This window comes from Aeromicrobium sp. Root495, assembly GCF_001426755.1.
In the GTDB taxonomy this organism is placed as follows: Bacteria; Actinomycetota; Actinomycetes; order Propionibacteriales; family Nocardioidaceae; genus Aeromicrobium.
In genome coordinates this window covers 1,564,964-1,589,726 of record NZ_LMFJ01000001.1, presented here as the reverse complement: position 1 = coordinate 1,589,726, position 24,763 = coordinate 1,564,964, and the positions used below count along the sequence as shown (strand labels likewise).

26 protein-coding genes are annotated in these 24,763 nt (G+C 68.8%); 10 read left to right on the top strand and 16 right to left on the bottom strand.

What is annotated here, in order from left to right:
- The first annotated feature begins 4 nt into the window (after positions 1–4).
- A complete protein-coding gene (locus ASD11_RS07940; protein WP_056285555.1) occupies positions 5–2,911 on the top strand; it encodes a vitamin B12-dependent ribonucleotide reductase in 2,907 nt (968 codons plus the stop codon).
- Between the two features lie 58 nt (positions 2,912–2,969).
- On the opposite strand, the gene ASD11_RS07935 is transcribed toward ASD11_RS07940, so the two are convergent.
- From ASD11_RS07935 to ASD11_RS07915, 5 genes are all read right to left on the bottom strand, one after another.
- On the bottom strand, positions 2,970–3,857 hold the full coding sequence (locus ASD11_RS07935) for an HNH endonuclease (protein WP_200940100.1): 888 nt from the start codon (positions 3,855–3,857) through the stop codon (positions 2,970–2,972).
- 163 nt (positions 3,858–4,020) lie between these two features.
- Positions 4,021–4,566 carry a hypothetical protein gene (locus ASD11_RS07930; protein ID WP_056285548.1) on the bottom strand — a complete coding sequence of 182 codons (546 nt, stop codon included), beginning with the start codon at positions 4,564–4,566 and terminating at the stop codon, positions 4,021–4,023.
- Between the two features lie 44 nt (positions 4,567–4,610).
- Positions 4,611–4,982, bottom strand: coding sequence for a DUF2256 and DUF3253 domain-containing protein (locus tag ASD11_RS07925; protein WP_056285545.1), 372 nt, complete (start codon positions 4,980–4,982; stop codon positions 4,611–4,613).
- 122 nt (positions 4,983–5,104) lie between these two features.
- A complete protein-coding gene (locus tag ASD11_RS07920) occupies positions 5,105–5,695 on the bottom strand; it encodes a DUF305 domain-containing protein (protein WP_056285544.1) in 591 nt (196 codons plus the stop codon).
- 52 nt (positions 5,696–5,747) lie between these two features.
- Positions 5,748–6,479, bottom strand: coding sequence for a hypothetical protein (locus ASD11_RS07915; protein ID WP_056285542.1), 732 nt, complete (start codon positions 6,477–6,479; stop codon positions 5,748–5,750).
- Positions 6,480–6,606: 127 nt separating this feature from the next.
- On the opposite strand from ASD11_RS07915, the gene ASD11_RS07910 reads away from it, so the two are divergent.
- From ASD11_RS07910 to ASD11_RS07890, 5 genes are all read left to right on the top strand, one after another.
- Positions 6,607–7,032, top strand: coding sequence for an organic hydroperoxide resistance protein (locus tag ASD11_RS07910; protein ID WP_056285539.1), 426 nt, complete (start codon positions 6,607–6,609; stop codon positions 7,030–7,032).
- Between the two features lie 155 nt (positions 7,033–7,187).
- Positions 7,188–8,177: an FhaA domain-containing protein gene (locus ASD11_RS07905; protein ID WP_056285536.1), complete on the top strand. Its 990-nt coding sequence runs from the start codon at positions 7,188–7,190 to the stop codon at positions 8,175–8,177.
- A gap of 55 nt (positions 8,178–8,232) precedes the next feature.
- On the top strand, positions 8,233–9,864 hold the full coding sequence (locus ASD11_RS07900) for a serine/threonine-protein kinase (RefSeq protein WP_056285533.1): 1,632 nt from the start codon (positions 8,233–8,235) through the stop codon (positions 9,862–9,864).
- Between the two features lie 41 nt (positions 9,865–9,905).
- Complete coding sequence (locus tag ASD11_RS07895; protein WP_056285531.1) at positions 9,906–10,922, top strand: LLM class flavin-dependent oxidoreductase; 1,017 nt, start codon at positions 9,906–9,908, stop codon at positions 10,920–10,922.
- A gap of 93 nt (positions 10,923–11,015) precedes the next feature.
- Positions 11,016–11,603, top strand: a complete 588-nt coding sequence (locus ASD11_RS07890) for a hypothetical protein (protein WP_156464635.1) — start codon at positions 11,016–11,018, stop codon at positions 11,601–11,603.
- 9 nt (positions 11,604–11,612) lie between these two features.
- On the opposite strand, the gene ASD11_RS07885 is transcribed toward ASD11_RS07890, so the two are convergent.
- Complete coding sequence (locus ASD11_RS07885; protein WP_056285525.1) at positions 11,613–12,080, bottom strand: aminoacyl-tRNA deacylase; 468 nt, start codon at positions 12,078–12,080, stop codon at positions 11,613–11,615.
- A 50-nt stretch (positions 12,081–12,130) separates the two neighbouring features.
- Here ASD11_RS07885 and bluB point away from each other — a divergent pair, with 50 nt between their 5' ends.
- A complete protein-coding gene (gene bluB / locus ASD11_RS07880; RefSeq protein ID WP_056285522.1) occupies positions 12,131–12,778 on the top strand; it encodes a 5,6-dimethylbenzimidazole synthase in 648 nt (215 codons plus the stop codon).
- Here bluB and ASD11_RS18085 read toward each other — a convergent pair.
- The 7 genes from ASD11_RS18085 to trxA all read right to left on the bottom strand — a co-directional run bounded on the left by ASD11_RS18085 (position 12,775) and on the right by trxA (position 19,319).
- Positions 12,775–13,509 (bottom strand): DUF429 domain-containing protein, encoded by a 735-nt coding sequence (locus tag ASD11_RS18085; RefSeq protein WP_056285520.1) that lies wholly within the window; start codon positions 13,507–13,509, stop codon positions 12,775–12,777. The two genes, bluB and ASD11_RS18085, sit on opposite strands and share 4 nt — an antisense overlap.
- Entirely contained in the window at positions 13,506–14,081 is a 576-nt protein-coding gene (locus ASD11_RS18080; protein WP_056285515.1) for a hypothetical protein, read from the bottom strand. Before ASD11_RS18080 ends, ASD11_RS18085 begins: the two co-directional genes overlap by 4 nt.
- Positions 14,078–14,812, bottom strand: coding sequence for an esterase/lipase family protein (locus tag ASD11_RS07865; RefSeq protein ID WP_056285512.1), 735 nt, complete (start codon positions 14,810–14,812; stop codon positions 14,078–14,080). Before ASD11_RS07865 ends, ASD11_RS18080 begins: the two co-directional genes overlap by 4 nt.
- 37 nt (positions 14,813–14,849) lie before the next feature.
- Entirely contained in the window at positions 14,850–17,456 is a 2,607-nt protein-coding gene (locus ASD11_RS07860; RefSeq protein WP_082554229.1) for a DEAD/DEAH box helicase, read from the bottom strand.
- Between the two features lie 46 nt (positions 17,457–17,502).
- On the bottom strand, positions 17,503–17,853 hold the full coding sequence (locus ASD11_RS07855) for a hypothetical protein (RefSeq protein ID WP_156464633.1): 351 nt from the start codon (positions 17,851–17,853) through the stop codon (positions 17,503–17,505).
- 365 nt (positions 17,854–18,218) lie between these two features.
- Entirely contained in the window at positions 18,219–18,734 is a 516-nt protein-coding gene (locus ASD11_RS18920; RefSeq protein ID WP_442854193.1) for a DUF6318 family protein, read from the bottom strand.
- 213 nt (positions 18,735–18,947) lie between these two features.
- Complete coding sequence (gene trxA / locus ASD11_RS07850) at positions 18,948–19,319, bottom strand: thioredoxin (RefSeq protein ID WP_056285507.1); 372 nt, start codon at positions 19,317–19,319, stop codon at positions 18,948–18,950.
- 285 nt (positions 19,320–19,604) lie between these two features.
- Here trxA and ASD11_RS07845 point away from each other — a divergent pair, with 285 nt between their 5' ends.
- Both ASD11_RS07845 and ASD11_RS18075 read left to right on the top strand, forming a co-directional pair.
- A complete protein-coding gene (locus tag ASD11_RS07845) occupies positions 19,605–20,714 on the top strand; it encodes a PQQ-dependent sugar dehydrogenase (protein ID WP_056285504.1) in 1,110 nt (369 codons plus the stop codon).
- A gap of 79 nt (positions 20,715–20,793) precedes the next feature.
- Complete coding sequence (locus tag ASD11_RS18075; RefSeq protein WP_156464632.1) at positions 20,794–20,964, top strand: hypothetical protein; 171 nt, start codon at positions 20,794–20,796, stop codon at positions 20,962–20,964.
- Positions 20,965–21,052: 88 nt separating this feature from the next.
- On the opposite strand, the gene ASD11_RS17745 is transcribed toward ASD11_RS18075, so the two are convergent.
- The 3 genes from ASD11_RS17745 to ASD11_RS07835 all read right to left on the bottom strand — a co-directional run bounded on the left by ASD11_RS17745 (position 21,053) and on the right by ASD11_RS07835 (position 22,120).
- A complete protein-coding gene (locus ASD11_RS17745) occupies positions 21,053–21,226 on the bottom strand; it encodes a CsbD family protein (RefSeq protein WP_082554228.1) in 174 nt (57 codons plus the stop codon).
- Positions 21,227–21,378: 152 nt separating this feature from the next.
- On the bottom strand, positions 21,379–21,582 hold the full coding sequence (cspE, locus tag ASD11_RS07840) for a transcription antiterminator/RNA stability regulator CspE (protein ID WP_056283791.1): 204 nt from the start codon (positions 21,580–21,582) through the stop codon (positions 21,379–21,381).
- Between the two features lie 79 nt (positions 21,583–21,661).
- Positions 21,662–22,120 carry a CAP domain-containing protein gene (locus ASD11_RS07835; protein ID WP_056285500.1) on the bottom strand — a complete coding sequence of 153 codons (459 nt, stop codon included), beginning with the start codon at positions 22,118–22,120 and terminating at the stop codon, positions 21,662–21,664.
- A 272-nt stretch (positions 22,121–22,392) separates the two neighbouring features.
- On the opposite strand from ASD11_RS07835, the gene ASD11_RS07830 reads away from it, so the two are divergent.
- A partial coding sequence (locus ASD11_RS07830; protein WP_056288584.1) for an immune inhibitor A domain-containing protein occupies positions 22,393–24,763 on the top strand: 2,371 nt, incomplete at its 3' end.

Here is a 24,763-nt window from a genome sequence, read left to right as displayed (position 1 = left end):
AGGAATGACCGAGTCGGTCGAGGAGAGCACGGGCACCACCCGCAAGGGCGCAGGCCGCAAGCCCAAGGGCATCGCGGTCAACCGCGTCTACACCACCGAGGGCGTGCACCCGTACGACGCCGTCACCTGGGAGCGTCGCGACGTCGTCCAGACCAACTGGAAGACCGGCGAGACCGTCTTCGAGCAGCGCGGCGTGGAGTTCCCCGACTTCTGGAGCGTCAACGCCTCCACCATCGTCACCACCAAGTACTTCCGCGGCGCCGTCGGCTCGGCCGAGCGTGAGCAGAGCCTGCGCCAGCTGCTCGACCGTGTCGTCCTCACGTACACGGCCGCCGGCAAGGAGCACGGCTACTTCGCCACCGAGGCCGACGCCGAGGTCTTCGAGCACGAGCTCACGCACATGCTCCTGCACCAGGTCTTCAGCTTCAACAGCCCCGTGTGGTTCAACGTCGGTACCTCGAGCCCGCAGCAGGTCAGCGCGTGCTTCATCCTCGCCGTCGACGACTCCATGGACTCGATCCTCAACTGGTACAAGGAGGAGGGCCTGATCTTCAAGGGTGGATCCGGTGCAGGCCTCAACCTCAGCCGCATCCGTTCCTCCAAGGAGCTGCTCCACTCCTCGGGCGGCACGGCCTCCGGCCCCGTCTCCTTCATGCGCGGCGCCGACGCCTCCGCCGGCACCATCAAGTCCGGCGGCGCCACGCGTCGTGCGGCCAAGATGGTCGTCCTCGACGTCGACCACCCCGACATCCAGGAGTTCGTCGAGACCAAGGCCAAGGAGGAGGACAAGATCCGCGTCCTCCGTGACGCCGGCTACGACATGGACCTCGGCGGTGCCGACATCACCTCGGTGCAGTACCAGAACGCCAACAACTCCATCCGCGTGAACGACGAGTTCATGCAGGCCGTCGAGGACGGCAAGGAGTTCGGTCTCCGCGCCCGCACCACGGGCGAGATCATCGAGACCGTCGATGCCAACAAGCTCTGGAAGGACATTGCTCAGGCTGCCTGGGCCTGTGCCGATCCGGGCATCCAGTACGACGGCACCATCAACGACTGGCACACGTCGCCCGAGGCCGGCCGCATCACCGCGTCCAACCCGTGCTCGGAGTACATGCACCTCGACAACTCCAGCTGCAACCTCGCCTCGCTCAACCTGCTGAAGTTCCTCAAGGACGACGGCTCGTTCGACACCGAGACGTTCGTGAAGGCCACCGAGCTGATCATCACCGCGATGGACATCTCGATCTGCTTCGCCGACTTCCCGACCGAGGCCATCGGCGACACCACGCGTGCCTACCGTCAGCTCGGCATCGGCTTCGCCAACCTGGGCGCGCTGCTCATGGCGTCGGGCCTGGCGTACGACTCCGACGGTGGCCGCGCCCTCGCCGGCGCCATCACGTCGCTCATGACGGGCACGTCCTACCGTCGCTCGGCCGAGCTGGCCGGCGTCGTCGGCCCGTACGACGGCTTCGCGCAGAACGCGTCGGCCCACGAGCGCGTCATGCGCAAGCACCAGGCCGCCAACGACGAGATCCGCACGGTCCACGGCATGGACATCGCCGTGCACCGCGCCGCTGCGGCCCAGTGGGCCGACAACCTCAAGATCGGTTCCAAGAACGGCTGGCGCAACAGCCAGGCGTCGGTCCTGGCGCCCACCGGCACCATCGGCTTCATGATGGACTGCGACACCACGGGCATCGAGCCCGACTTCTCGCTGGTCAAGTTCAAGAAGCTCGTCGGCGGCGGCTCCATGCAGATCGTCAACCAGACGATCCCGTTCGCGCTCAAGAAGCTCGGCTACGCCGGCGAGACCATCGAGGCGATCGTCGAGTTCATCTCCGAGAACGGTCACGTCGTCGACGCGCCCGGCCTCAAGACCGAGCACTACGAGATCTTCGACACCGCCATGGGTCAGCGCTCCATCAAGCCCATGGGGCACGTCAAGATGATGGCCGCCTGCCAGCCGTTCCTCTCCGGTGCCATCTCCAAGACTGTCAACCTGCCGGAGTCGGCCACGGTCGAGGAGATCGAGGACGTCTACTTCCAGGGCTGGAAGCTCGGCCTCAAGGCGCTCGCGGTCTACCGCGACAACTGCAAGGTCGGTCAGCCGCTCTCCGACGGCAAGGGTGCCAAGGAGTCGGGCTCGACAAAGGTCGAGGAGGTCGTCCGCGAGGTCATCGTGGAGAAGCCGATCCGTCGCCGTCTGCCCAAGTCGCGCGCCTCCATCACCACGTCGTTCAGCGTCGGTGGCGCCGAGGGCTACATGACCTCGGGTGCTCACGAGAACGGTGACCTCGGCGAGATCTTCATGAAGCTCGGCAAGCAGGGCTCGACCCTCGCCGGAATGATGGACGCCTTCAGCATCGCGATCTCGATCTCGCTGCAGTACGGCGTGCCGCTGGAGACCTTCGTCAGCAAGTTCACCAACATGAAGTTCGAGCCCGCCGGTCTCACCGACGACCCGGACGTCCGCATGAGCCAGTCGATCATGGACTACACGTTCCGTCGTCTGGCCCTGGATTACCTGGACTTCGAGACCCGCTCGGCTCTGGGCATCTACTCGGCCAGCGAGCGTCAGCGCTACCTCGACACCGGTTCGCACCAGCCCGTCAGCCAGGGTTCCACGGCTGCCGAGCTCGTCGAGACGGCGCCCGAGACGCTGGCCCAGGCTGCTGAGCCGGTCGAGGCCAAGGTCGAGGCGAAGGTCGAGAACCCCTCGGCCGACGCCAACACCGCCGCCGCCTCCAAGCCCGCCCCGACGCAGGCCCACACCTCGGCCGAGCTCCTCGAGGTCATCACCGGCTCCGCGGTCGACTCGCCCCTGTGCATGACCTGCGGCACCAAGATGCGCCCCGCCGGCTCCTGCCACGTGTGCGAGGGCTGCGGAAGCACCAGCGGCTGCAGCTGATCTAGCCAGACCAAAGAACCCCACGCCTGACGGCGTGGGGTTCTTTGCGTCTGTCGTGCTAACTGGCGTCCTGAAATTTCTCGAACCTCGTCGACAGACGATCTCGGTCGGGTTGTTCGAGTCTCAAAGATGGCAGATGCAAGTCTCGGCCGTTCATTTCCTGCAGACCGTGTTTCAACATAGGTCCATCCCGTTCCTGAAGGAGATCGTCGTTGATGTGCACGGTGTAGTCAGGCGAAATTCCGAGAAGGTCGTTGTCGTACGCGGCGTGGTGGATCTTGCAGAGCGCGAGGCCGTTCTGGACGACAGGTTCACCACCCGGTTCGTTGTCTCCGATGATGTGTGCTGCGTCGAGTAGGCGGCCGTGTTTGAGGTGGCAGACCGCGCACTTCGTTTCGTACGCGAGCATGACTCGGCCGCGAAATTCGGGCTGATGCAGTCGCTGACGAGTGATTCGCGCGATGTAGCGACGCTCCGCCTCTGAAGGATGTTGCGGGTTAGCGAGGAACCGGATGCTTTCGTCAAGCGCGAGCAGGAAGAATTTGCCATCTCGGTCGTCGCCCACCACGTAAACAGGGAAGACGGGGACGAAGGTCTTAGAGCGGATCTTCCGCAACAAGATGATGGGCACCCCGAGCTCGTAGGCACGTCGGAGCTTTGTGTTATCGCCGCCGTCGCCGCCACTTCGGTAGTCGTATCGGTACAAGCTTCCGTCGAGTTCAGCATCGGAGTAGGGGCCATCGCTCGACGACATGACCGTGAGGGTCGCCTCCAGTTCGCGCGGGTTGCGGATCCCTCGTGACTGGTCGACGAGCTTCCACATCTGGTCGGCAACCGGGAAGGCGGTCAGTTGCTCTCGAGTGACGGTTCCTGTCTCAGCGGCCATTTCCGAGAGCCGATGCATGATCAGTTCGCGAATTCGAAGTTCGCTCTCACTCGTCGTCACGATCGGTAGCTTCTCATGATTGAGCAGCTCCGCCTCGAAATTGACTTGGTGACGCTGCCCCAGCTCCCCGCGGCCGGCGCAGCGCCACGGGGTACCTGACGTCAGCGAGCGGGCAGCCCTAGGTGGTCGCGGCCGGACCGTCGAGCGCTCGCTCGGAGGAAGCTCAGTCGCACTGGTCGCAGATGCCCGTGGCCGGCAGGGCGGTGAAGCACGTCGGGCAGATCTTGTCCGGTCGCGGTTCCGGCTTCACAGTTCGGGTCGGTCGAGATGCCGAGGACGAGCCTGAGGTCGTCGCCGCGCGTCGGACCTTGGCCGGACGGGGCGTGCCGCCATCGGCCGGAAGGTCGTCGGCCAACGCGCGGTAGCAGAGCAGGCGGTCCTCGGCGGCGCGCTGCTCGACGTCCTTGACGGCGTCGCCGGTCGTCGTGAGGACGGCGCGGCCGTACGCCTCGCCCACGGTGCCGTCGCGCTGGACGGCCAGCGACGTCAGTGGCGGGTCGCCGGCGCGATCAGCGGCGAGGGCAACGATCTCCATCAGGTCGCTGAGCCACGTGCGACGCGACGTCGGGCTCTCCACGCGGGTCCGACGGACGACCTCGTCGGCCAGGTCGGAGACGGTGATGACGGCGCCGTACCGCGATGCGGTCTCACGCAGGACCTCGAGGGCTGCCGGCGTCCACCGGGCGAACTGGGGAAGGATCTTGGCCACGTTCGCCGACGGTAGTCGCTGCCGTGGACGGCGCGCGACGAGGGTCAGCGTGCGGTGCGGATTCGGATCGGACCCTTCGCGGTCGACGGGTCGACGACGTGCCCCGCCTGGGTGATCTCGACCTCGCCGCGATGAACGAGCCGGCGCGCAGCGCGACGCGCAGGTTCCATCAGGTCGCGCCACGTGTCGTCGGTGCCAACGACACGCGCCGCGTCGGACGGGCAGATGGTCTTGTCACGGCCACGCTGAGCGAGCAGGTCCAGGATCGTGTTCTCCAGCTGCTGGTCGACGGGGGAGACGCCACGACGTCGACACGCATCGCTGCAGTACTTCACGTCGTCCCAGTCGCGCGCCCACTTCTTGCGCCACTCGATCCGTCGACCGCACGCCACGCACGTCTTGGACTCGACTGCCATGCCTCCAGTCTCGCCCTGGGTCGGCTGCTCGGCACGACGAAGACAGCGTCATCGGTGGCTGAGTCAGCGAGCAGAGAGCCTCAGGTGGTCGCGCTGGCTCTCCTGTCCAGGGCGTTCAGCGGTCAGGATCGAGCGAGAAGCTTCTTCATCTCCGCGATCTCGGCGCGCTGGGTGCTCTGAATCGTCTTCGCCAGCTTCACCGCGTCGGCGTACATGCCCTTCGACTGCTCGGTCTCTGCCATGGTGATGGCGCCCTCGTGGTGCTCGGTCATCATCGTGAGGAACAACCGGTCGAACGTCGCGCCGGACGATGCTTTGAGCTCGGTCAGCTGGCTGTCGCTCATCATCCCGGGCATGTCGTCCATGCTCTTCATGCCCTCCATGTCGCCGTGCGACGAGTGCGAGCCGTGAGAGTCGTCCTTGCCCCAGGACTCGAGCCAGCCCTTCATGGTGTCGATCTCCGGGTCCTGGGCGGCCTCGATCCGCGTCGCCAGGTCGAGCACGTCCGCGTTCTCGGTGCGGGTGGGCGCGAGCGCCGCCATCTCGGTGGCCTGGCTGTGGTGAGGCACCATCTCCTGCGCGAAGGTGACATCGGCGTCGTTGAACTCGGAGTCGCCGCCGCAGGCCGCCAGGAGGCCGAAGAGCGCCAGAACGCCCCCGAGCACCAGCAGACGGGAAGGACGCTTGGGAGAGATCGTCGAAGAGGGGCTCATCGCACCGAGCGTATCCACCAGGTGGTGGGCGTGCCGGGCTCTTTGAGCAGGCTCACGCCCCGAGCTCGTCGAGCCGCTCGCGGATGTCAGCGAGGACGTGCTCGGGAAACTCGTGCGTGCGGCGGCACCGCTCCACCAGGTAGAGGATCTTGTTGAGCCGGGGGCCGGGCAGCTCGATCTCGCGGGACTCGAGCGCGGGCCTGAGCACGTTGCGGTCGAAGGTCCCGACGCTGAGCTCCTCAGCACCGCGCCACAGTGCGAAGGCGCGTTTCAGGTCGGCATGCCCCACGAGTCCCGGCTCCGGTGACAGTGCGACGGCGATCGCGGCCACCAGCCAGGCGTCGTCGTGCTCCAACGACGCCACGCCCAGCTGCATCGTCCCGGTGCCCGACGTGACGGCGGCCGCGGCAGCGAACTCGAGCCGTGCCGTGACGGTGAGGTCGGGGAAGCGCAACGAGACAACGGCACCCGGAGACGTGATGGACACGCGCTGCTCGGGCGCAGGCGTCGTGGACTCACCCGAGGGCCAGCTGATCTCCATGACGGCGCCGTTCGCGCGCTGCCCGCGGTGGAGCACGGGGTGGCCCTCGGTGGCGGTCACCACGAGCGCGGGGTCGCTCACGTAGGGCAGGCGCAGGAAGACGTAGGTGGAGCCGCCGACCTCGTCCACGAGGACAGGCTGCTGCTGGGGGAGCGTCATCCGTCGAGCGACGACGAAGCGGTGAGAAGGGGCCACGGAGGCCTCTCCCGCCAGGTCGCCGACGGACCACACCACGCGCAGCATGCCTCGATCATGCCAGTCAGCACGCCTCGGCCGAGCGATCCTCGTCATAAAGATTGCGCACGATGTAATCGTGTGCGAGGATTGAGACAGACCGCAGCACCACACCCACTCCCACAGGAGGAACACCATGTCCGCTCTCTACACCGCAGAAGCACTCGCCAGCGGCGGCGGCCGCGACGGCGGTCAGGTCAAGACCACCGACGGCCGCGTCGACTACGTCACCGCAGTCCCGAAGGACATGGGCGGATCGGGCGAGGGCATCAACCCCGAGCTGCTCTTCGCCTCGGGCTACTCGGTGTGCTTCCTGAGCGCCCTGCAGCACGTGGCCCGCCAGACCAAGGCCGACGTCACCGACGCCACCGTGGGCGCCCAGGTCGGCATCCACTCCACCGACGCCGGCGGGTTCGAGCTCTCCGTGACCCTCGAGGTCGTGCTGCCCAACCTCCCGCACGACGAGGCCCAGGCCCTCGCCGACCAGGCGCACCAGGTCTGCCCGTACAGCAACGCCACACGCGGCAACATCGACGTCAAGGTCGTCGTCAGCGACGACTGACCCGTCCCGCCGACGAGATGTGCGGCTCCACGCACCGTTCGCAGCGCCGGAACGGTGCATGGGGCCGCACATCTTGCGATCGGGGTCTTCGGCCACGGTGGAACACGTTCCACCGTGGCTCGACTCATGTCCGGCTCCCTCGGGAGGATGGCACCATGACCGGCTCCCTCTCGATGCTCACCACGAACCTCCTCGCCCTCGCCGCCTTCGTGGCGGTGGTCGTCGTGGCGCTCAAGGTCGCGCAGAACATCTTCGGCGCCGACACGATGAAGGGCGCCGCCACCGAGGCCGCAGCCCGCGTGGTCACCTACCCGACCGGCTCGGCCAACGCGCTGCGACGCCGTTTCGTGAAGGCCCTCGTCGACCAGCACGTCATCATGCCCAGCGGCGAGCGTCTCGCCTTCGCCGAGCTCACCGTCCGTGTGGCTCCGGAGGACCTCGACCGCCTGGACCCCGAGGGCGACGTGGAGCGGCTCGGCGACGACGCCGCCCAGCTCTACCTCAAGCACGCCAAGCGTGAGGGCTGGCGCACGCCCGACGAGGTGAGTGTCGTGGTCGAGGTCGACCCTGCGCTCCGCGCCGGGTGGATCCCGCCCGCTCGCGGCTCCGGCGGCATCGCGTCGCGTCGCCCCATGGACCTCTCGCGCCACGACGACGAGGTCGGCTCCACCTCCCAGGTGCCGTCCCTCGGCTGGGACGCCGTGGCTGCGCCCATCCAGGGTGCATCGGCCCTGCGCGCCGTGCCGGCCGCCCCCACGATCGCTGCCTCGGCGGCGAGCAGCATCCACGACGACCACCCCACGGTCAACGTCGCGGGTGACCTCACCCTGCGCCGCGGCCACCAGGTCGCGGTGGTGCCCCGCGTGGTCACCGTCGTGCTGGGGCGGTTCCAGCAGAGCCCGGTCAGCTTCGACGAGCCGCAGGTCTCCCACCGGCACTGCGCCATCCGGCTGCATGCCGGCGCGTGGCAGGTCATGGACCTCGGCAGCACCAACGGCACGTCGGTCGACGGTCGCATGCTCGACCCGGAGCGCTGGACCACGCTGCGTCACGGTGCCGTGCTCTCGCTGGCCGACGTCGATGTGCAGGTCTCCACCGACTCGCAGGGGACGGTCCACCTTGAGGGCCTCACCAGCTCCCGGTGACAATGGCGGGGTGCGACACCGTGTCGTGCTGCCGCTGCGCCGAGGGAGGGGAGCCATGGCCGAACCCATGACGACACCCGTCCCCGACCAGCCGGAGCGCCCCGACGACACCGTCGACGTCCCCGCCGACCGCATCCAGCCGGCCTCTGGTCCGGACAACGTCTCGCGTCTCGCCGCGGCACCCCCGCCCCGCTACCAGCTGCGCGGACGCATCGGCGCCGGCAACCACGGCGTCGTCTTCCGGGCGCGCGACAACCAGCTGAACCGCGACGTCGCCATCAAGCGCTTCTCGCACTTCCTGGCCGACGACCCCCGCGCCATGCGCCGCATCACCCGCGAGGTGGAGACGCTTGCCCGGGTCTCCCACCCGCACGTCGTGACGGTCCACGACCTGGTGCACCTGCCCGACGGCGACGGCGAGATCACGCCGCACCTCGTCATGGAGCTGGTCGAGGGCACCTCGCTGCGCGCGCTCCTGGACTCCCACGGCCCCAGCCCCCGTGCTGCCGTGGTGGTGCAGGGCGTCCTGGAGGGACTCGCAGCGTGCCACCGGGCAGGCATCCTCCACCTCGACATCAAGCCCGCCAACGTGCTGGTCACCGAGTCCGGTGGCGTGAAGATCGTCGACTTCGGGATCGCTCGCGCGGCCTCCGACGGCACCGCCACCGTGGCCGGCACGCCGCACTACATGGCGCCGGAGCAGTACGAGGGCCTGGCCGACGTCCGCAGCGACGTCTACTCCGTGGGCTGCCTGCTCTACGAGTGCCTCACGGGTCAGGCGCCGTTCGAGGGCCCCATGGCCGCGCAGCTGCTCTCGCACCGCACCAAGCCGCGCCCCGATCCGAGGGCGCTGGCGCCGTGGGTGGGCCCCGGCCTGGCCGCCGTGGTGACCCGGGCCATGGCCATCGATCCGGCCGAGCGGTTCGAGAGCGTCGACGCGATGATCGCGGCCCTCGTGCCGGTGGCCGACGACGTGCACTCCACAGCCCCGCCGGTGCAGGCGATCGTCTCGCCGGCTGAGCCTGTCGAGGCATCGGCCCAGGGCCGATCGGCCGACCGTGCTCCGTCGGCCGAGCCCGTCGCGGCACCCGCTCTCGCCACTGTCGGTCGCATGACCCGACTGCGCTGGTTCGCCGCAGGACTAGCCGTGTGCGCGTTCGTCGCCGCGATCGTGCCCACGCTGGTGTGGGCGGCAAGCCAGCTCGTCCCCGGGACCTACGTCCCCGACGCCTGGGGCACCGATGCCGGCATCGGTCTCTGGCTGCTCTCGGTGGCCGTGGCCACCCTCGTGGTCCTCGGTCGGCGTCACGAGTTCTTCGGGCAGCTCTCCGGTCGGGGGGCCGTCCCGGGGGACGAGGAGCACGGCCTCGCGCCGCAAGCCGGCCGGGCCGTCCGCATCACCGCGCGAGGTGCTCTCGTCGGCTCGATCCCGCTCCTGCTGCCCTTCTACGCCGCGGCGGTCGCCGGACTCACCGGCCTCCTGGGACAGACCTGGCCCACCGACGTCTTCTCCTCGGGCTGGGGCTTCGCGTGGCTCATGATGCCGCTGGCGGCGGTCTTCCTGATCGCGCGCGGGCTGGCGCTGCTCAAGCCGAGGTTCGGCAGCTTCCTGCTGTCAGTCGTCCACCTCGTCGGAGGCTCCGGGGCCGCGCTGCTCTTCGTGGCCTACCCCGTCGTCGCGGGCTGAGACGCGCCCTGCCTGGCGTCCGGGCTGCCTAGGCTGGTCCCGTGAGCATCTCCCGCCCCCTGCGGCGCCTCGGCTTCCTGACCATCGGACTCTTCGACCCGGCCGACCCCGGACCGGGCCACGAGTCGGTGCTGCAGATCATCGAGCTGGGGGAGCGACTCGGGTTCGACAGCGCCTGGCTGCGCCACCGCCACCTGCAGCACGGCGTCTCGTCGCCCCTGCACGTCATCGCGGCGGCGAGCCAGCGCACGAGTCGCATCGAGCTGGGCACGGCCGTCACGCCGCTCGGCTGGGAGAACCCGCTGAGACTCGCCGAGGAGCTGGCCACGGTCGACGTGCTGTCGCGAGGTCGGCTCAACCCGGGCGTCAGCGTCGGACCGCCCATGCGGTGGGACGACGTCAAGGAGTTCCTGTACCCCGACACCGCCGACGTCGAGGACTTCTCGTACGAGCGCGTGGCTCGACTGGCGGGATTCCTCGAGGGCAGCACCGCGTCGCGCTTCACCGGGCAGCAGGGGATCGAGGTCTTCACCGACTCCGTGCAGCCGCACCCGGCCGGCCTGCGCGAGCGTCTCTGGTACGGCGCCGCGAGCCTGTCGTCGGCCCAGTGGGCGGGGGAGAACCGCTTCAACCTCCTCACCAGCAGCGTCGTCAAGGCCGAGGAGTCCGAGGACTTCGAGCAGGTGCAGGCCGAGCAGATCAGGCGCTTCCGGTCCCACCATCCCGACGGCGAGCAGGCGCGGGTCTCGCAGGGACTCGTCGTGATCCCCACCGACTCCGCCTCCTCGGACCAGCAGGAGCGGTACGAGGCGTACGCCGCCTCACGCCTCGAGCGGACCAGGACACCTCAGGGACCGGGTCGTCTGATGTTCGCGCCCGACCTCGTGGGCACGTCGGAGCAGATCGCCGAGCGGTTGCAGGCCCATGCCGGGTACCAGCTCGTCGACGAGGTCGCCTTTGCGCTGCCCTTCACCTTCGAGCACGACGACTACGTGCAGATTCTTACCGACATCGCCGAGCGACTGGCTCCGGCGCTCGGCTGGAGTCCCACCGCCTAGACCTGCGGGAAGCACTTTCTGGCGTGTCCGAGGTCAGACCTAACGTCCGTGCTCCACCGGCTCGACCGAGCCGGCTCACGGACGGAGAGCACCATGATCGAGTTCCACGACGACTGGTTCGAGCCCTACGAGGACGAGGACGAGGGCGAGGACGACGACCACGTGGGCGTGCGGCCCGCCGCGATGCACCCCGACGGTCCGGCCCGCGTGGCCGCACTCGCGGGCTTCTTCGAGGCGGAGGGCTTCTCTCGCACACCTCCCACCCGAGCCCGTTACGCCAGGGTCGAGTCGCGTCTGCACGAGTTCCTCGACGACGTCGACGTCGCCCCGTTCATCGGCACGGGTCCTGCGGCTCTCCTCGTGGCCGAGCGGGAGCGCGAGCGTGCAGGGGCCTTCCTGAGGATCTTCGGCTTCGACGAGCTGGTGTGCTGCCTCGAGGGCTTCCTGCTGGACCCCTGGCTCCCGGTCCACGCGGGCGAGCGACGCACCCAGATCAGCCTGGCCAAGCGGCTCCTGGAGCACATGCGCCTCCAGGGCTGGTTCGACCAGATGATCGTGTCCTGCGCCTACTACGACACGAAGAATGCCATCGAGCGGGCGCGACGGGAGGCGGTCGGGAGGCGGCCGGTGCCTCGCGCCAGGGTCGACGGTCTGCGCCTCGTGGACCCGTGGTCCTGGTGAGGGGGCCGGTCAGGAGATGTCGGCCACGGTGGCCCCGTAGGCCATCGCGAGGGCGTCGGCGTCCACCCAGGCACCCCAGCCGTGCTCGCCGGCACCCAGGGCGATGCGTCTGCCCAGCACGGAGGAGTCGATGACCACGGGCCAGGAACCGTGCGCTCCCAGCGGGGTGATGGTGCCGCGCTCGTACCCGGTGGCCGCCAGCGCCTGGTCGGCGTCGGGCAGCTGCAGCTTGTTCACGCCCACCACCGCCCGCAGCTTCTTCCAGGCCACCTGGCGGTCCCCAGGCACGAGAGCGAGCAGGAAGGTGCCGTCGGCCTTCTTCACCACGAGGGTCTTCACGATGTCGGCCGGCTCGATGCCCATGAGCCGTGCCGACTCCTCCAGCGACGACGCCTGCGGACGTTCCACCAGCTCCACCTCGAGGCCACGGGCCAGCGCGTCGGCCTCCACGCGTCGGCGTCCCACGGGCTCGCTCATGCCTCCATCCTGCCGACGCACGCAAGAGCGGCACTGGGAGACTGGCAGCGATGAGCAACCCGCACGCGTACACGCCCGACGAGATCGCCGTGGTCCATCGAGTCATCGCCGAGCGACGCGACATGAGGCACTTCAGCGGCGGTCACGTCGACGACGACACGTTGGCTCGTCTCCTCGAGGCAGCGCACCGGGCGCCGAGCGTGGGGCTGATGCAGCCGTGGCGCTTCGTGCGGGTGACCGATCTGGCGCTCCGGCAGCGCCTGCACCTGCTCGTGGAGCAGGAGCGGGTCCTCACCGCCGAGGCCATGGGGGAGCGCAGTGCCGAGTTCATGAAGCTCAAGGTCCAGGGGATCCTCGACTGTGCCGAGGTGCTGGTGGCCGCGCTGGGCGACGGCCGGGAGCGGCACGTGTTCGGTCGCCGGACCATGCCGCACATGGACCTGGCCTCGGTGTCGTGCGCCATCCAGAACCTGTGGCTGGCGGCGCGGGCCGAGGGGCTCGGCCTGGGCTGGGTCTCCCTGTTCGACCCCGCGGCGGTGGCCCAGGAGCTGGGCATGCCGCAGGGCGCCGAGCCGGTCGGAATCCTCTGCTTGGGTCCGGTGGCGCGGTTCTACGAGCGGCCCATGCTCGAGGACGAGGGCTGGACGTCGCCGCGTCCCATCAACGAGCTGCTGGCCGAGAACCGCTGGCCCGACTAGGAGGTCCAGCCGCCCGGACGGTGGACAGGGGCCCGCGGCGCCACGATGGCGCCCTCGGCCGGGTCGCCGTAGAGCACCAGCTCGCCGGGTCGCTCGTGCCACGTCCAGGCCAGGTGCGCGCACACGATCGCGTCCACCTCGTCCTCGGCCGCCTTGAGCGCGGCACCTCTGCCGTCGCGCACCACCGACCTCAGGGTCGGCCACCGGGGATGGTCGGGCAGACGCAGCGCCTCGCGCTGCTCCAGCAGCCCGCACAGACGGTCGAGCTCGGCGCGACGGTCGGGGCCGCGCTTGTAGGCCAGCCGACGCGGGAGCTCGAACCACGACACGAGGGCAGGGTGCGGGTAGACCTCGACAGCCAAGGGCCTGGACGCGGTCGCTGCTCGGTCCGCGTCGGTCGACCAGCCGGCCTGCTCGGCCAGCTCCTCGGCCCGGGGCGGGTCGAAGAGCGGAAAGGCCCGGCTCGTCGGGTAGGGGCCCGCGCCGAATCGCGAGAACACCCGGCTCAGCTCGCGCTCACCCTGACGCATCCCGGACGCATTCCGTACGACCACCGGAGCATCGATCCCCAGGACCAACGGCTCGCCGACGTCGTCGATCCACGCCAGGATCTCGTCGTCGTCCAGCGCCGTGGCGGAGTCGAGGACCCGGCCGTCGCGGTCCACGGCCGCGAGGCCGCTGCGGTGCGTGCGCGACCACGCCAGGTCGATGCCGACGTGGATGTGGCTCACGCGTCGCGTCGGTGCTTCCAGAAGACGAACAGCGCCCCCACGAACGCGCCCGCGGTGCCCAGGACCTCGTCGCTCAAGGTGTCCTCGTAGGCGCCGTCGAGCTCGGTCCCGCGTCGGATGAAGGTCCACCACTCGCCCACCTCCCACAGGACGGCGAGCACGGCACCGATGCCCGTGATGCCCAGGACGAGGAGCCACGGGGGGCGGACGTCGAGCCGGGCGACCAGCAGGCCGATCCCGGCCAGGAGCAGCATCCAGTTGAAGAAGTGGTTGATGTTGTCCCAGAGGTCGATCGTGTCGTAGAGGTCGAGCGTGTTGCCGGTGACGTCGATGAGGAAGGGCGCCATGATCAGCGCGAAGGCGCCCCACGGCACGTCGTCGCGCGCGGTCCCTCGGGTGCGCCACCACCACACGGTCGGGATCACGAGCATCAGGACGGGGTAGAACGCGAGCCGGTAGCCGAAGCCCTTCCCCTCGAACTGGTCGAGTCCGAGGAAGGTCCCCACGAGGAGCTGCAGAAGGGTCGCGACCAGGACCACCGCCGCGACGGAGCGAGCGCTCGCACGCTTCACGAGGCCACCGCGGCCTCGGCCTGGGAGTCCGCCGCGAGGATCTCGGCCAGCACGGCCAGGACCTCCAGCGAGAAGCCCATGCCGAGGTGCGTGGCAGAGACCTTGACGTTCTGGGCGTCGAGGCTCACGTCCTCGTCGGGCACCCGGCACGAACGACCGTCGATGATGCCGTCACGCAGGCTGTAGACCGCCGTCATGGGGACGGTGAGTGGCTTGGCGTGACGAGCCGTGCCCTCAGGCGTGAGGTCCTCTGCGGCGGTGGGGTTGAGCACCTTGAAGACGTTGATGATCCACTGGGCGCCGTCGCGGTTGCGGATGGGAGTGCCGAGCGTGATGACCCGACGGACCAGGTCGGGCTGGCGCCGAGCGGCCTCGCGCGCGTACACGCCGCCGAGGCTCCAGCCGATGATCGTGATGGGACCGTCAGCGGCGAGACGGCGGATGGCGTCCTCGAGCTGGGTCTCGCCGGCCGGCTTGATGCCGAGGTTCACTCCCAGCTCCCAGCCCGCGGTGCGGTAGCCGAGCGACTCCAGGAAGCGTCGTAGCGGGAGCGTCGTGATGTCGGGCGCCGTGAAGCCGGGCAGGACGAGCACGGTGTGCCCGTCGCCGTGCGGGCTCTGCGCCGAGAGCTCCCCGAGACCGAGGGCCAGGGTGACGAAGCTGGTGGGCAGGGAGGTGACTTCCCGGACCAGTCCCGACAGGCTCGGCAGGTGCTCACGCAGGTTGCTCATTCGGCTGAGTGTAGGGGTAGCCGTGTCTCGACGACGGTCAATGTCGCAGGCGGACCAGCTCGGCCAGCTCGGAGTCGCTGAGCTCGGTGAGGGCGCCTTCGCCGGCGTTGACGACGGCGTCGGCGAGGGCGCGCTTGGCGGCGATGAGCTCGGCGATGGACTCCTCGATGGTGCCCTCGCTGATGAGGCGGTGGACCTGGACGACCTTGGTCTGGCCGATCCGGTGCGCCCGGTCGGTGGCCTGGTCCTCCACGGCCGGGTTCCACCAGCGGTCGTAGTGGATGACGTGGTCGGCCCGAGTGAGGTTGAGGCCGGTGCCGGCCGCCTTGAGCGAGAGCAGGAACACCGGGACGTCGCCGGCCTGGAACTTCTGCACCATCTTCTCGCGGAGCGGGACGCCCGTTCCGCCGTGGAGGAACTGCGCCTTCATGTGGCGCTCCTCGAGGTGGCGGGCGAGCAGGCGGCCCATCTGCGCGTACTGCGTGAACACGAGCGCCGCGCCGCCCTCGGACACGATCTCGTCGAGCAGCTCGTCGAGCTCGGCCAGCTTGCCCGAACGACCGGTGAGAGGGGCGTCGGGCTCGCGCAGGAAGTGTGCGGGGTGGTTGCAGATCTGCTTGAGCTGCGTGAGGAGCTTCACGATGAGTCCGCGACGCTGCATGCCCTGGGCCGACTCGATCTCGAGCATCGTCTCGCGCACGACGGCCTCGTAGAGTCCGACCTGCTCGCGCGTCAGGTTGACCCGGTAGTCGGTCTCGATCTTGGGCGGCAGCTCTGGTGCGATGCCGGGGTCGGACTTGCGTCGGCGCAGCACGAAGGGGCGGATGAGGCGCGCGAGGCTCTGCGTGCGGTCGCGGTCACGGTGGCGCTCGATGGGCCGCGACCACTGGCGCCTGAACTCCTCGTAGGTGCCGAGGAGGCCGGGGGTGGTCCAGTCGAGGATGGCCCAGAGCTCGGCCAGGTTGTTCTCCACGGGGGTGCCGGTGAGGGCGAGTCGGGTGTCGGAGTCGATGGTGCGCAGCGCCTTGGCCGCGGCGGCTCGGACGTTCTTCACGTTCTGCGCCTCGTCGGCCACGACGATGGACCAGCCGCCGGGGTGGGCGGCCAGCACCGCTGCGTCGCGCCGCATGGTGGCGTACGTGGTGATGACGAAGCCCTCGCGGACGTCGTCGAGGCTGCGGCCGGCACCGTGGTACCGGTGCACGGGGACGTCGGGGGCGAAGCGACGTACCTCGCGCTCCCAGTTGCCGATCACGGAGGCCGGGCACACCACGAGCGTGGGTCGCTTCTCGCCGAGTCCCGCGCGGTGCAGGTGCAGCGAGATGAGCATGACGGTCTTGCCCAGGCCCATGTCGTCGGCCAGACAGGCGCCCAGGCCCAGCTCGACGAGCTGGGCCATCCAGCGCAGGCCGTCGAGCTGGTAGTCGCGCAGCGAGCCGTCGAGGTCGTCGGGCTGCGGGATGGGGGTGAGCTCCTTGGGCCGACGGGCGAGCCGCTCCCTCAGGTCCTCGAGCCATCCGACGGCCTCGACCTCGGCGCGGATCCCGTCGATCTCGACCTCGCCCGCCACCGCGGCGCGCAGGGCCTCGCCCGACGTGATCTCGCGGCCGCGCTGCCACAGCACGCGCTGCAGACGGTTGGGGTCGATGAAGACCCAGCGGTCGCGCAGCCGCAGCAGTCCGTTCTGGCTGCGGGCCAGCTCGTCGACCTCGTCGGCGGTGAGGACGTCGTCGCCCAGCGCCACCTGCCAGTCGAAGCGGAAGAGCTGGGTGGCGGAGAACCCGCGGGTCCGGTCGGACGACGTGCCCTCCACGCGACGCACCGTGGCGCGGGGCTCGATGTCGCGGACCAGCTCGGCCGGCCACTCGATCTCGAGGCGCTGCGAGCGCAGGCTCGCGGTGGCTCGGGGCGTGCCCAGCTGGCCCAGCTCGCTCGCGGTCACCGCGACCGAGCCGGCGTCGGGCTCCTCGAGCAGGCGCTCGAGCGGCGCCCACGCCCAGGCGGCCTGGGACACGAGCATCCGGATGCCGAGCCGGGCGCCGGCACCGAAGTGGTGCTGGTCGCGAGCCCAGACCTCGGCGACCGCGGCCATGCCCCACGACGAGTCGAGCGGCTTGGCCCTGAGGGTGACGTCGGCCACGGGTGCATCGTCGCCCTCAGGAGATCCCGGACGGAAGGCGACGGTGAGGACCCCGCTGAACGTGCGGGGCTTGGCCGGCTCGTGCCGCGGCGTGGCGGTGAGACCGGTCGCGTTGCGCTGCTGAGGCGTGGTGGCCACGGCGGGGGCGTCCACGGCGAGCGCGGCGAGGAACGCCGTCACCTTGGCCTGGCCTGCTGCCGGGTTGGGCCCGATGGACGTGGCCGACTCGAGGAGCTGTGAGCGGGCAGCCTGGTCGGGGGAGACCAGCTGGCCCGAGGCCATGAGTCGCAGGGCGAGGATCGCGGGGGTGGCCCAGGCGCGGACGCTGAGGTCGGCGTTCATGGTGCGGATGCCCTGGCTGAGCGCGCCGATGGCGTCGGAGGCGGTGATCTCGTGCTCCCCGTCGGGGGCGGTGAACACGAAGCGCGAGTCCGCGGGATCGTCCGCGACGCGGAAGTCGACCGGGTGGCGCAGCAGCAGGCGCACTTCGGCCAGGGTGGGCATCCGTCCATTGTCGCGCTTCGTGGGCTGGATCAGAAATCGGGTCCCGTCAAGGCTTCACCAGGACCGGCGCGGCCTCGTCCACGTCGAGCGCGGTGGAGGGGCCTGGGGCGGTGAGGGTGGCGCCGAGGTCGGTCCATCCACCGCCGCCCACGCGGTACCGGACGGTGTAGGTGGTGTCGACGCTGGGCGTCAGGCGCGAGCCCGGCTCCCGGTAGCGGTGGACCACGTCCTTGGCCGGGTACGGCCGTCCTGGGCTCGAGGTGGTCTGCGCTGTTCCGTCGCCGTGGTGCCAGGTGTACGACGAGGGACGAGCCACCACGTCGACGTCCTGACCGAGCAGCGTCAACGAGCGCCGCAGCGTGGTGGGCCTCGTGTGGAAGATCGTCGGCACGTTCACCAGCGTCGCCTCACCAGGCTGGATCGTCAGGGTGAGCCTGGGCATCGCGATCTGTCGCACAGCCCGCCGGACATCCCCCGCCGTGAGCTCCGGAGCCGCGTCCTGTTCTGACAGCACGCCCGATCCAGCGCAGGAGAAGAACTCTTCCAAGTTAGGGACGCACCTAGTCTCAGTATCTGCGTTCCCGCTTCTACCAAGGGCCTCGTTCGCGTCTCGACCTGGTTCTTGGCGGGGGCGCTCTCGTGCGTCGACATCAATGTTGACGGTCGGGTTCAGGTCGCCGGGCGTTACGTCTACTCCCGCAGTGGCTCGGTTCGCCACCTGAGTCAACAGGAAGACTGCCAGTACGGCGGCTCGTGATGGCTTCACTTGGATCTCCCGATTCTCTCAACGCGGTTTGCGCCTCGGATTCTGACAATGTCAAAAACGAGTTCAGCGTCGACCGAGCTGCTTGCTACAACCTGGCTGCCCGAGGACTGGCGGAAGGCGCCTCCTGGGACGGACTGCGCCCGCACAAAGACGGTCCGTACCGATCCTTGAGTCGTGACATCGAAATCTGACAGGGTCCAAGCGCCCCCGGCGTAAAAACCTCCGGATGAATACGTTCCCTCGATAGTCCGGATGTACTTCGAACAAGTCCGGCACGAACCGGCGGAGATGGCACGTAGTCCTGTCGTGTTTCCGGAGGACGCGGCGTGATTGAACTGTCTGACCCACGCAGCGACGAAAGCCGCGGCGCCTTCGGGGGAATCCTCTTTCGCCTGGGCGGGGATCGTCGGGGGAGGGGGTGCTGGGGTTGATCTGGTGGACGGGGTGGCCGAGGTGGTCGGCTCCTTCACGTCGGGCTCGCCGCATGCTGCCAGGAAGGGCAGCAGGAGCATGGCCAGGGCCAGTTTTCGCATGAGTTCCCCCGAATCGGTCTGACTCGGACCGTAGCGAACAAGGCAGCCCATGTCGGCCATACGTAGGTGGGTGTGAACGACCCGGGCCGGGCACCGTAACGCCCCACGGGAAACACCGACGCCCCACGGCCTGTAGACCGTGGGGCGTCAGGTTTGCCCAGACCCCGTGGTAAACCGGGGGTGGGGGTGGGGTCAGGGCTGGGTGGAGTTCTGCTCGGCGATCTGGCGGTGGACGTCGTCCATGTCAAGGTCCTTGACGGCCTGGATGACCTGCTCGAGACCCTCGGCCGGCAGGGCGCCGGGCTGGCTGAAGACCAGCACGCCGTCGCGGAACGCCATGAGCGTGGGGATGGAGGAGATCTGGGCAGCGCCGGCGAGCTGCGGCTCGGCCTCGGTGTCGATCTTGGCGAACGTCACGTCGTCGTGCTTCTCGCTCGCGGCCTCGAAGACGGGCGCGAACTGGCGGCAGGGTCCGCACCAGGAGGCCCACCAGTCGACAAGGGTGATGCCCTCGCTCGTGACGGACGGCTCGAAGGTCTCGGCGGTCAGGGTCACCGTGCTCATTGCTGTGCCTCTCAGGTCGATGGCGGTACATCGGGTACAACGGCCTGCCTGTCCGGACCATTCCCAGCCCGGTCCGAGCAGGACCTTCGGCCCCTTCTTGATCGTTCTGATCCGCCCGCGGTCGCAGCGACCTCAGGATGCAGGGGCACGTGATCCGCGGGAGGGAGTCCACCGGCGTCGGGGGATCCGGTTGGGATGACGTGCCGAGCCCCTCGGTGACCGCGGTCGCCGAGGGGCTCCACCGTTCGGCGGGCGGGCTCACCACCCTCCCGGCAAGATCGGTACATGGATCGCCGTGGATTTCTGACCGGAGTGGGCGTCGTCGGACTGGGTGCCCTCGTGGGTTGCTCCAACGACGACCCGGACCCCTCGCCCAGCACCGCGGCCACCTCGGCGTCGCCGAGCACGTCGGGCCCGACGCCGGCGCAGTCCGTCGATCCGGTCGTGGCCGACACCATCGCCGACGGCATCAACGTGCCCTGGGGCATCGCGTTCCTGAAGACGGGGGAGGCGCTCGTCTCGCAGCGTGACGCTCGCGAGGTGGTCCGCGTGGCACCGGACGGCAAGAAGACCACGATCGGTGCGGTGGAGGGCGGCAACCCCTCGCAGGCAGGGGAGGGCGGTCTGCTCGGGATCGCGCTCGACCCCAAGGACCCCACGCAGCTCTACGCCTATATCTCCACCGCCTCGGACAACCGCATCCTGCGCCTCGCCTACGACGGTCGCAGGCTCTCGGACCCCAAGACGATCCTGACCGGAATCCCGGTGGGTCAGAACCACAACGGCGGGCGCCTCGTCTTCGGCCCCGACGATGCTCTCTACGTCTCCACCGGAGAGGCCGGCGATCCCGACCTCGCCCAGGACAAGAAGAGCCTGGGCGGAAAGGTCCTGCGCATCACGCGCGACGGCAAGGCCTCGAACGGGAACCCCTTCGACAGCCCGGTGTGGAGCTACGGACACCGCAACGTCGAGGGCCTGACGTTCGACGCCGAGGGACGCCTGTGGGCGGCCGAGTTCGGCGACAAGACCACGGACGAGCTCAACCTCGTCCGGCGCGGTCGCAACTACGGATGGCCCGAGGTGGAGGGCCCCAGCGACGACGACGCCTTCACCGATCCCTCCGCCACCTGGACCACCGACGAGTGCTCGCCCGCCAGCGTCGCGGTGACCCGCTCGCACGCCTTCCTCGGCGCACTCAAGGGCGAGAGCCTGTGGGTCGTCCCACTCGACGGCTCCAGGGCGGGCGAGCCGAAGCGGTTCCTGCAGGGCGAGTACTGGCGCCTCCGCACGGTGGCCGTGGCGCCGAGCGGCGACCTCTGGCTCACCACGAGCAACACGGACGGTCGGTCCACACCGGGTCGCGACGACGACCGGATCCTGCGCGTCACGCTGTGACCCCGGCCGTCGGGACGGTCACGAAGACTACCGACGCGTAGGGGTTCCACCGTCCAAAACATGAGGTTAACCTCAAGATATGGATGACATGACGTTCGTGTACGACGCTGACCAGGTGGCTGCCGGCGTGCAGCTCTTCCCCGCCGCCCGACAGGCCGCCGCGGCGGCGCATCCCTCCGCCGACTTCTCCTACCTCGCTGCAGACGACGCCGAGTTCGGCCGTCACGCCTGGGACGAGGGCGGACACTGACCGCACAGCCCTGAGACACGCACGACCCCTGAGACACAGCGAAGCCCCGGACCTGAGGTCCGGGGCTTCGTCGTCTCTGGGGGAGCGATCAGTTCTTGAACGCGTCCTTGACCTTCTCGCCGGCGCCCTTGAGGTCGGCCTTCGTCTGGTCGGCCTTGCCCTCGGCGCGGGTCTCGTCGTCGCCGGTGGCCTCGCCGACCTTCTCCTTGGCCTGTCCGGTGACCTTCTCCGCGGCGTTCTTGATCTTGTCGTCAAGTCCCATGGTGTGCTCCTCCGATAGCCGGCCACCGATGGTCGGCGGCTTCTCCTCCATCGTGCCCCCGCACAGCCCTGTCGCAAGTCGGCCGGCGCCCGTGGGGCTGAGAAATGACGAAGACCCCGGACGCCGAGGCGTCCGGGGTCTCGCTGCTCAGGTCAGAGCGGACGGATGTTCGCCGCCTGCAGGCCCTTCTGGCCCTGCTCGACGTCGAACTCGACCTTCTGGTTCTCGTCCAGCGAGCGGTAGCCGTTGGACTGGATCGCGCTGAAGTGCGCGAAGACGTCCTCACTGCCGTCGTCGGGGGCGATGAACCCAAAGCCCTTGTCGGCGTTGAACCACTTGACGGTTCCGGTAGCCATGATGTTTCTCCTACTTAGAGTGTTCGATGCAACATCATCAGCCTAGGCCACTCCGGACCTCGAGACGAGTACGTCCGGGTTACTTTCCGGCCAAGAGCTGGACGGTCCACCACCGGCCGCCGTGCTTGACGGCCGCCACGCCCATCACGCTGTACTTCTTGTTCAGGAGGTTGGCGCGGTGGCCAGGCGAGTTCATCCAGTCCGTGACGGTCTCGTAGCCCGAGGTCTGTCCCATGGCGAGGTTCTCGCCGATGGTCGTGTAGCCGCACTTCGTCATGACCTTGATGAGCGACGCCACGCCGCGGTGGTCGGAGCCGGTCAGCTTGCCGTCGGCGTAGACGTTGCTGATCCAGCTCTTGGTGTACTTGTCGAGGCAGGCGCTGCGGGCCGTGACCTTGATGCCGCGTTCCTTGCGCTCCTTGTTGGACTGCGAGAAGACCTGCTTCTCCCAGTTGTCCGTCGAGATGGCCTGCGCGGGACTGATGCCCAGTCCCACGACCAGGGCCACGGCGCACGTGATGATCCTCAGGTTCCTCATGGTGTTTCCTCCCAGTGGTGAACGGGTGCTTGCCATCAGCAACCCCGATCGGCTGGTCTCCCTCCAGCTTCCGACCAGGGTGGCACGGCCCAGGTTCACGGTCACTAGTCAGGAAGAACTAGTTAGTTAGTACTACCCACCCTAAAAGTCAAGACTGCCGTTCAACCTGAGAACTACATAAGTTGGCGGACGGTGTGTCGGTCCGATCCACGAGATCGGGTCCACACCGGGGAGCGCAACCGCGCACCCCACACCGCACAAGGGGGAATCACGTGAAGCGTGTGACGTCGGGCCTCATCGGCCTCGGACTCACAGCCTCGCTCGGACTCGCATACGCGAGCCCGAGCTCTGCTGTCTCATCTCCGCCCGTGAACACGGGCAACAAGGTCAAGGCTCACGACGAGCTGCCCAACCCGCTGGAGTCGAAGCGGCGCGAGCTCCGCGAGGAGGCGTTGACGTCGGTCCTCGACGGCGACGCGAAGGCCGTCACCAAGAACGGCAGCTCGGTCGTCAAGGTCGGCAGTGCCGCCAGCCCGGCCGACGCGGCCCGCTCGACCAACAAGAAGGCCACGCTCAAGCAGCGTCTCAGCGCGACGAAGGCCAAGCGCCAGGACCAGTACGTCGAGCTCAAGCAGGAGCGCAAGGACAAGATCTTCGTGATCCTCGCCGAGTTCGGCAACGAGCGACACCCGGACTACCCGGACGTCGACACCGATCCGGACACCCCCGGCCCCACCACCTTCGAGGGTCCGCTGCGCAACAAGATCCCCGAGCCCGACCGGTCGAAGGACAACTCGACGATCTGGCAGAAGGACTACAACCGCAAGCACTACCAGGACCTGTACTTCGGCACGGGCAAGAACGTCGAGTCGCTCAAGACGTACTACCAGGCGCAGTCGTCGGGTCGGTACGACGTGGACGGCACGGTCTCGGACTGGGTCAAGGTGCCCTACAACGAGGCTCGCTACGGCCGTGAGGACGCGGGCACGTGGTACCTCATCAAGGACGCGCTGACGTCGTGGACCGCGCAGCAGAAGGCCGCCGGCCAGACCGACGCGCAGATCAAGAAGACGTTGCAGTCCTACGACGAGTACGACCGCTACGACTTCGACGGCGACGGGAACTTCAACGAGCCCGACGGGTACATCGACCACTTCCAGATCGTCCACGCAGGCGGCGACGAGGCCGACGGTGACCCGCAGCAGGGCGAGGACGCCATCTGGTCGCACCGTTGGTACGCGTTCCTGACCGACGCCGGTCTCACCGGCCCCACCCAGAACCAGCTGGGCGGCGCGCAGGTGGGCGACACCGGCGTGTGGGTCGGTGACTACACGGTCCAGCCCGAGAACGGCGGACTGTCGGTGTTCGTCCACGAGTACGGCCACGACCTCGGTCTGCCCGACGCCTACGACACCTCCGGCGGCGGCGACAACAGCAACGAGTACTGGACCCTCATGGCCCAGAGCCGGCTCAACGCCAAGGGCGAGGCCCTCGGCACGCGTCCGGGCGACCTCGGTGCCTGGGAGAAGCTGCAGCTCGGCTGGCTCGACTACGAGACGGTCGGCGCCAAGCAGAAGAAGACGGTCGACCTCGGCCCGCAGGAGTACAACACCAAGAAGGCGCAGGGTGCCGTCGTGGTGCTGCCGAAGAAGGAGGTCACCGTCGACAACGGCGCCCCGGCCTCCGGCAGCAAGCAGTTCTTCTCCGGCTCCGGCGACGACCTGGCCAACGCCCAGACGACGTCGCTCGACCTGACCGGGAAGAAGGCCGCGTCCCTGACGGCCAAGGTCCGCTACGACATCGAGGAGGGCTACGACTACGCGTACGTCCAGGCCTCCACCGATGGCGGCAAGACGTGGACCGCCCTCGGCGGGACCGTCGGTGGCAAGCCCATCGCTGCCGACACGTCAGGTCGTCCGGCTCTCACGGGGACCCAGGCCGCATGGGCCGACCTCTCGGTGCCGCTCGACGCCTACGCCGGCAAGAAGGTCGACGTGCGGTTCTACTACAAGACCGACGGTGGCCTGGCCGAGCAGGGTCTCTTCGTGGACGACGTGAAGGTCGCGGCCGACGGCACCACGGTGCTGGAGGACGGTGCCGAGGACGGCGGGCCTCAGTGGACCTTCGACGGATTCTCGATCGTGGGTGCCACGTCGACGGAGGACTACGACAACTACTACGTCATGGGCCACCGCTCCTACGTCGGCTATGACAAGTACCTGCAGACGGGTCCGTACAACTTCGGCTTCCTCAACACGAAGCCGGACTGGGCGGAGCACTACTCGTACGGCAAGGGCCTGCTCGTCTCGTACTGGGACACCTCGGTGCTCGACAACAACACGTCGGAGCACCCGGGCGAGGGCCGGAACCTGCCGATCGATGCCCACCCGCAGCCCATCTACAACCTGGCCACCGGCACGCCGTGGCGTGCCCGGGTCCAGGTGTGGGACGCGCCGTTCTCGAAGGCGAAGTCGCCCTCGATGACGCTGCACACCAACGGCAAGGCCAGCTACGTGCGGGCGCAGGACCCGCAGCCGGTCTTCAACGACACCAAGAAGTACTGGTACTCGGAGCTGCCGAACCACGGCGTCAAGCTCCCGGCCGTGGGTGTCAAGGCCAAGGTGCTGTCGGAGAACGGCACGT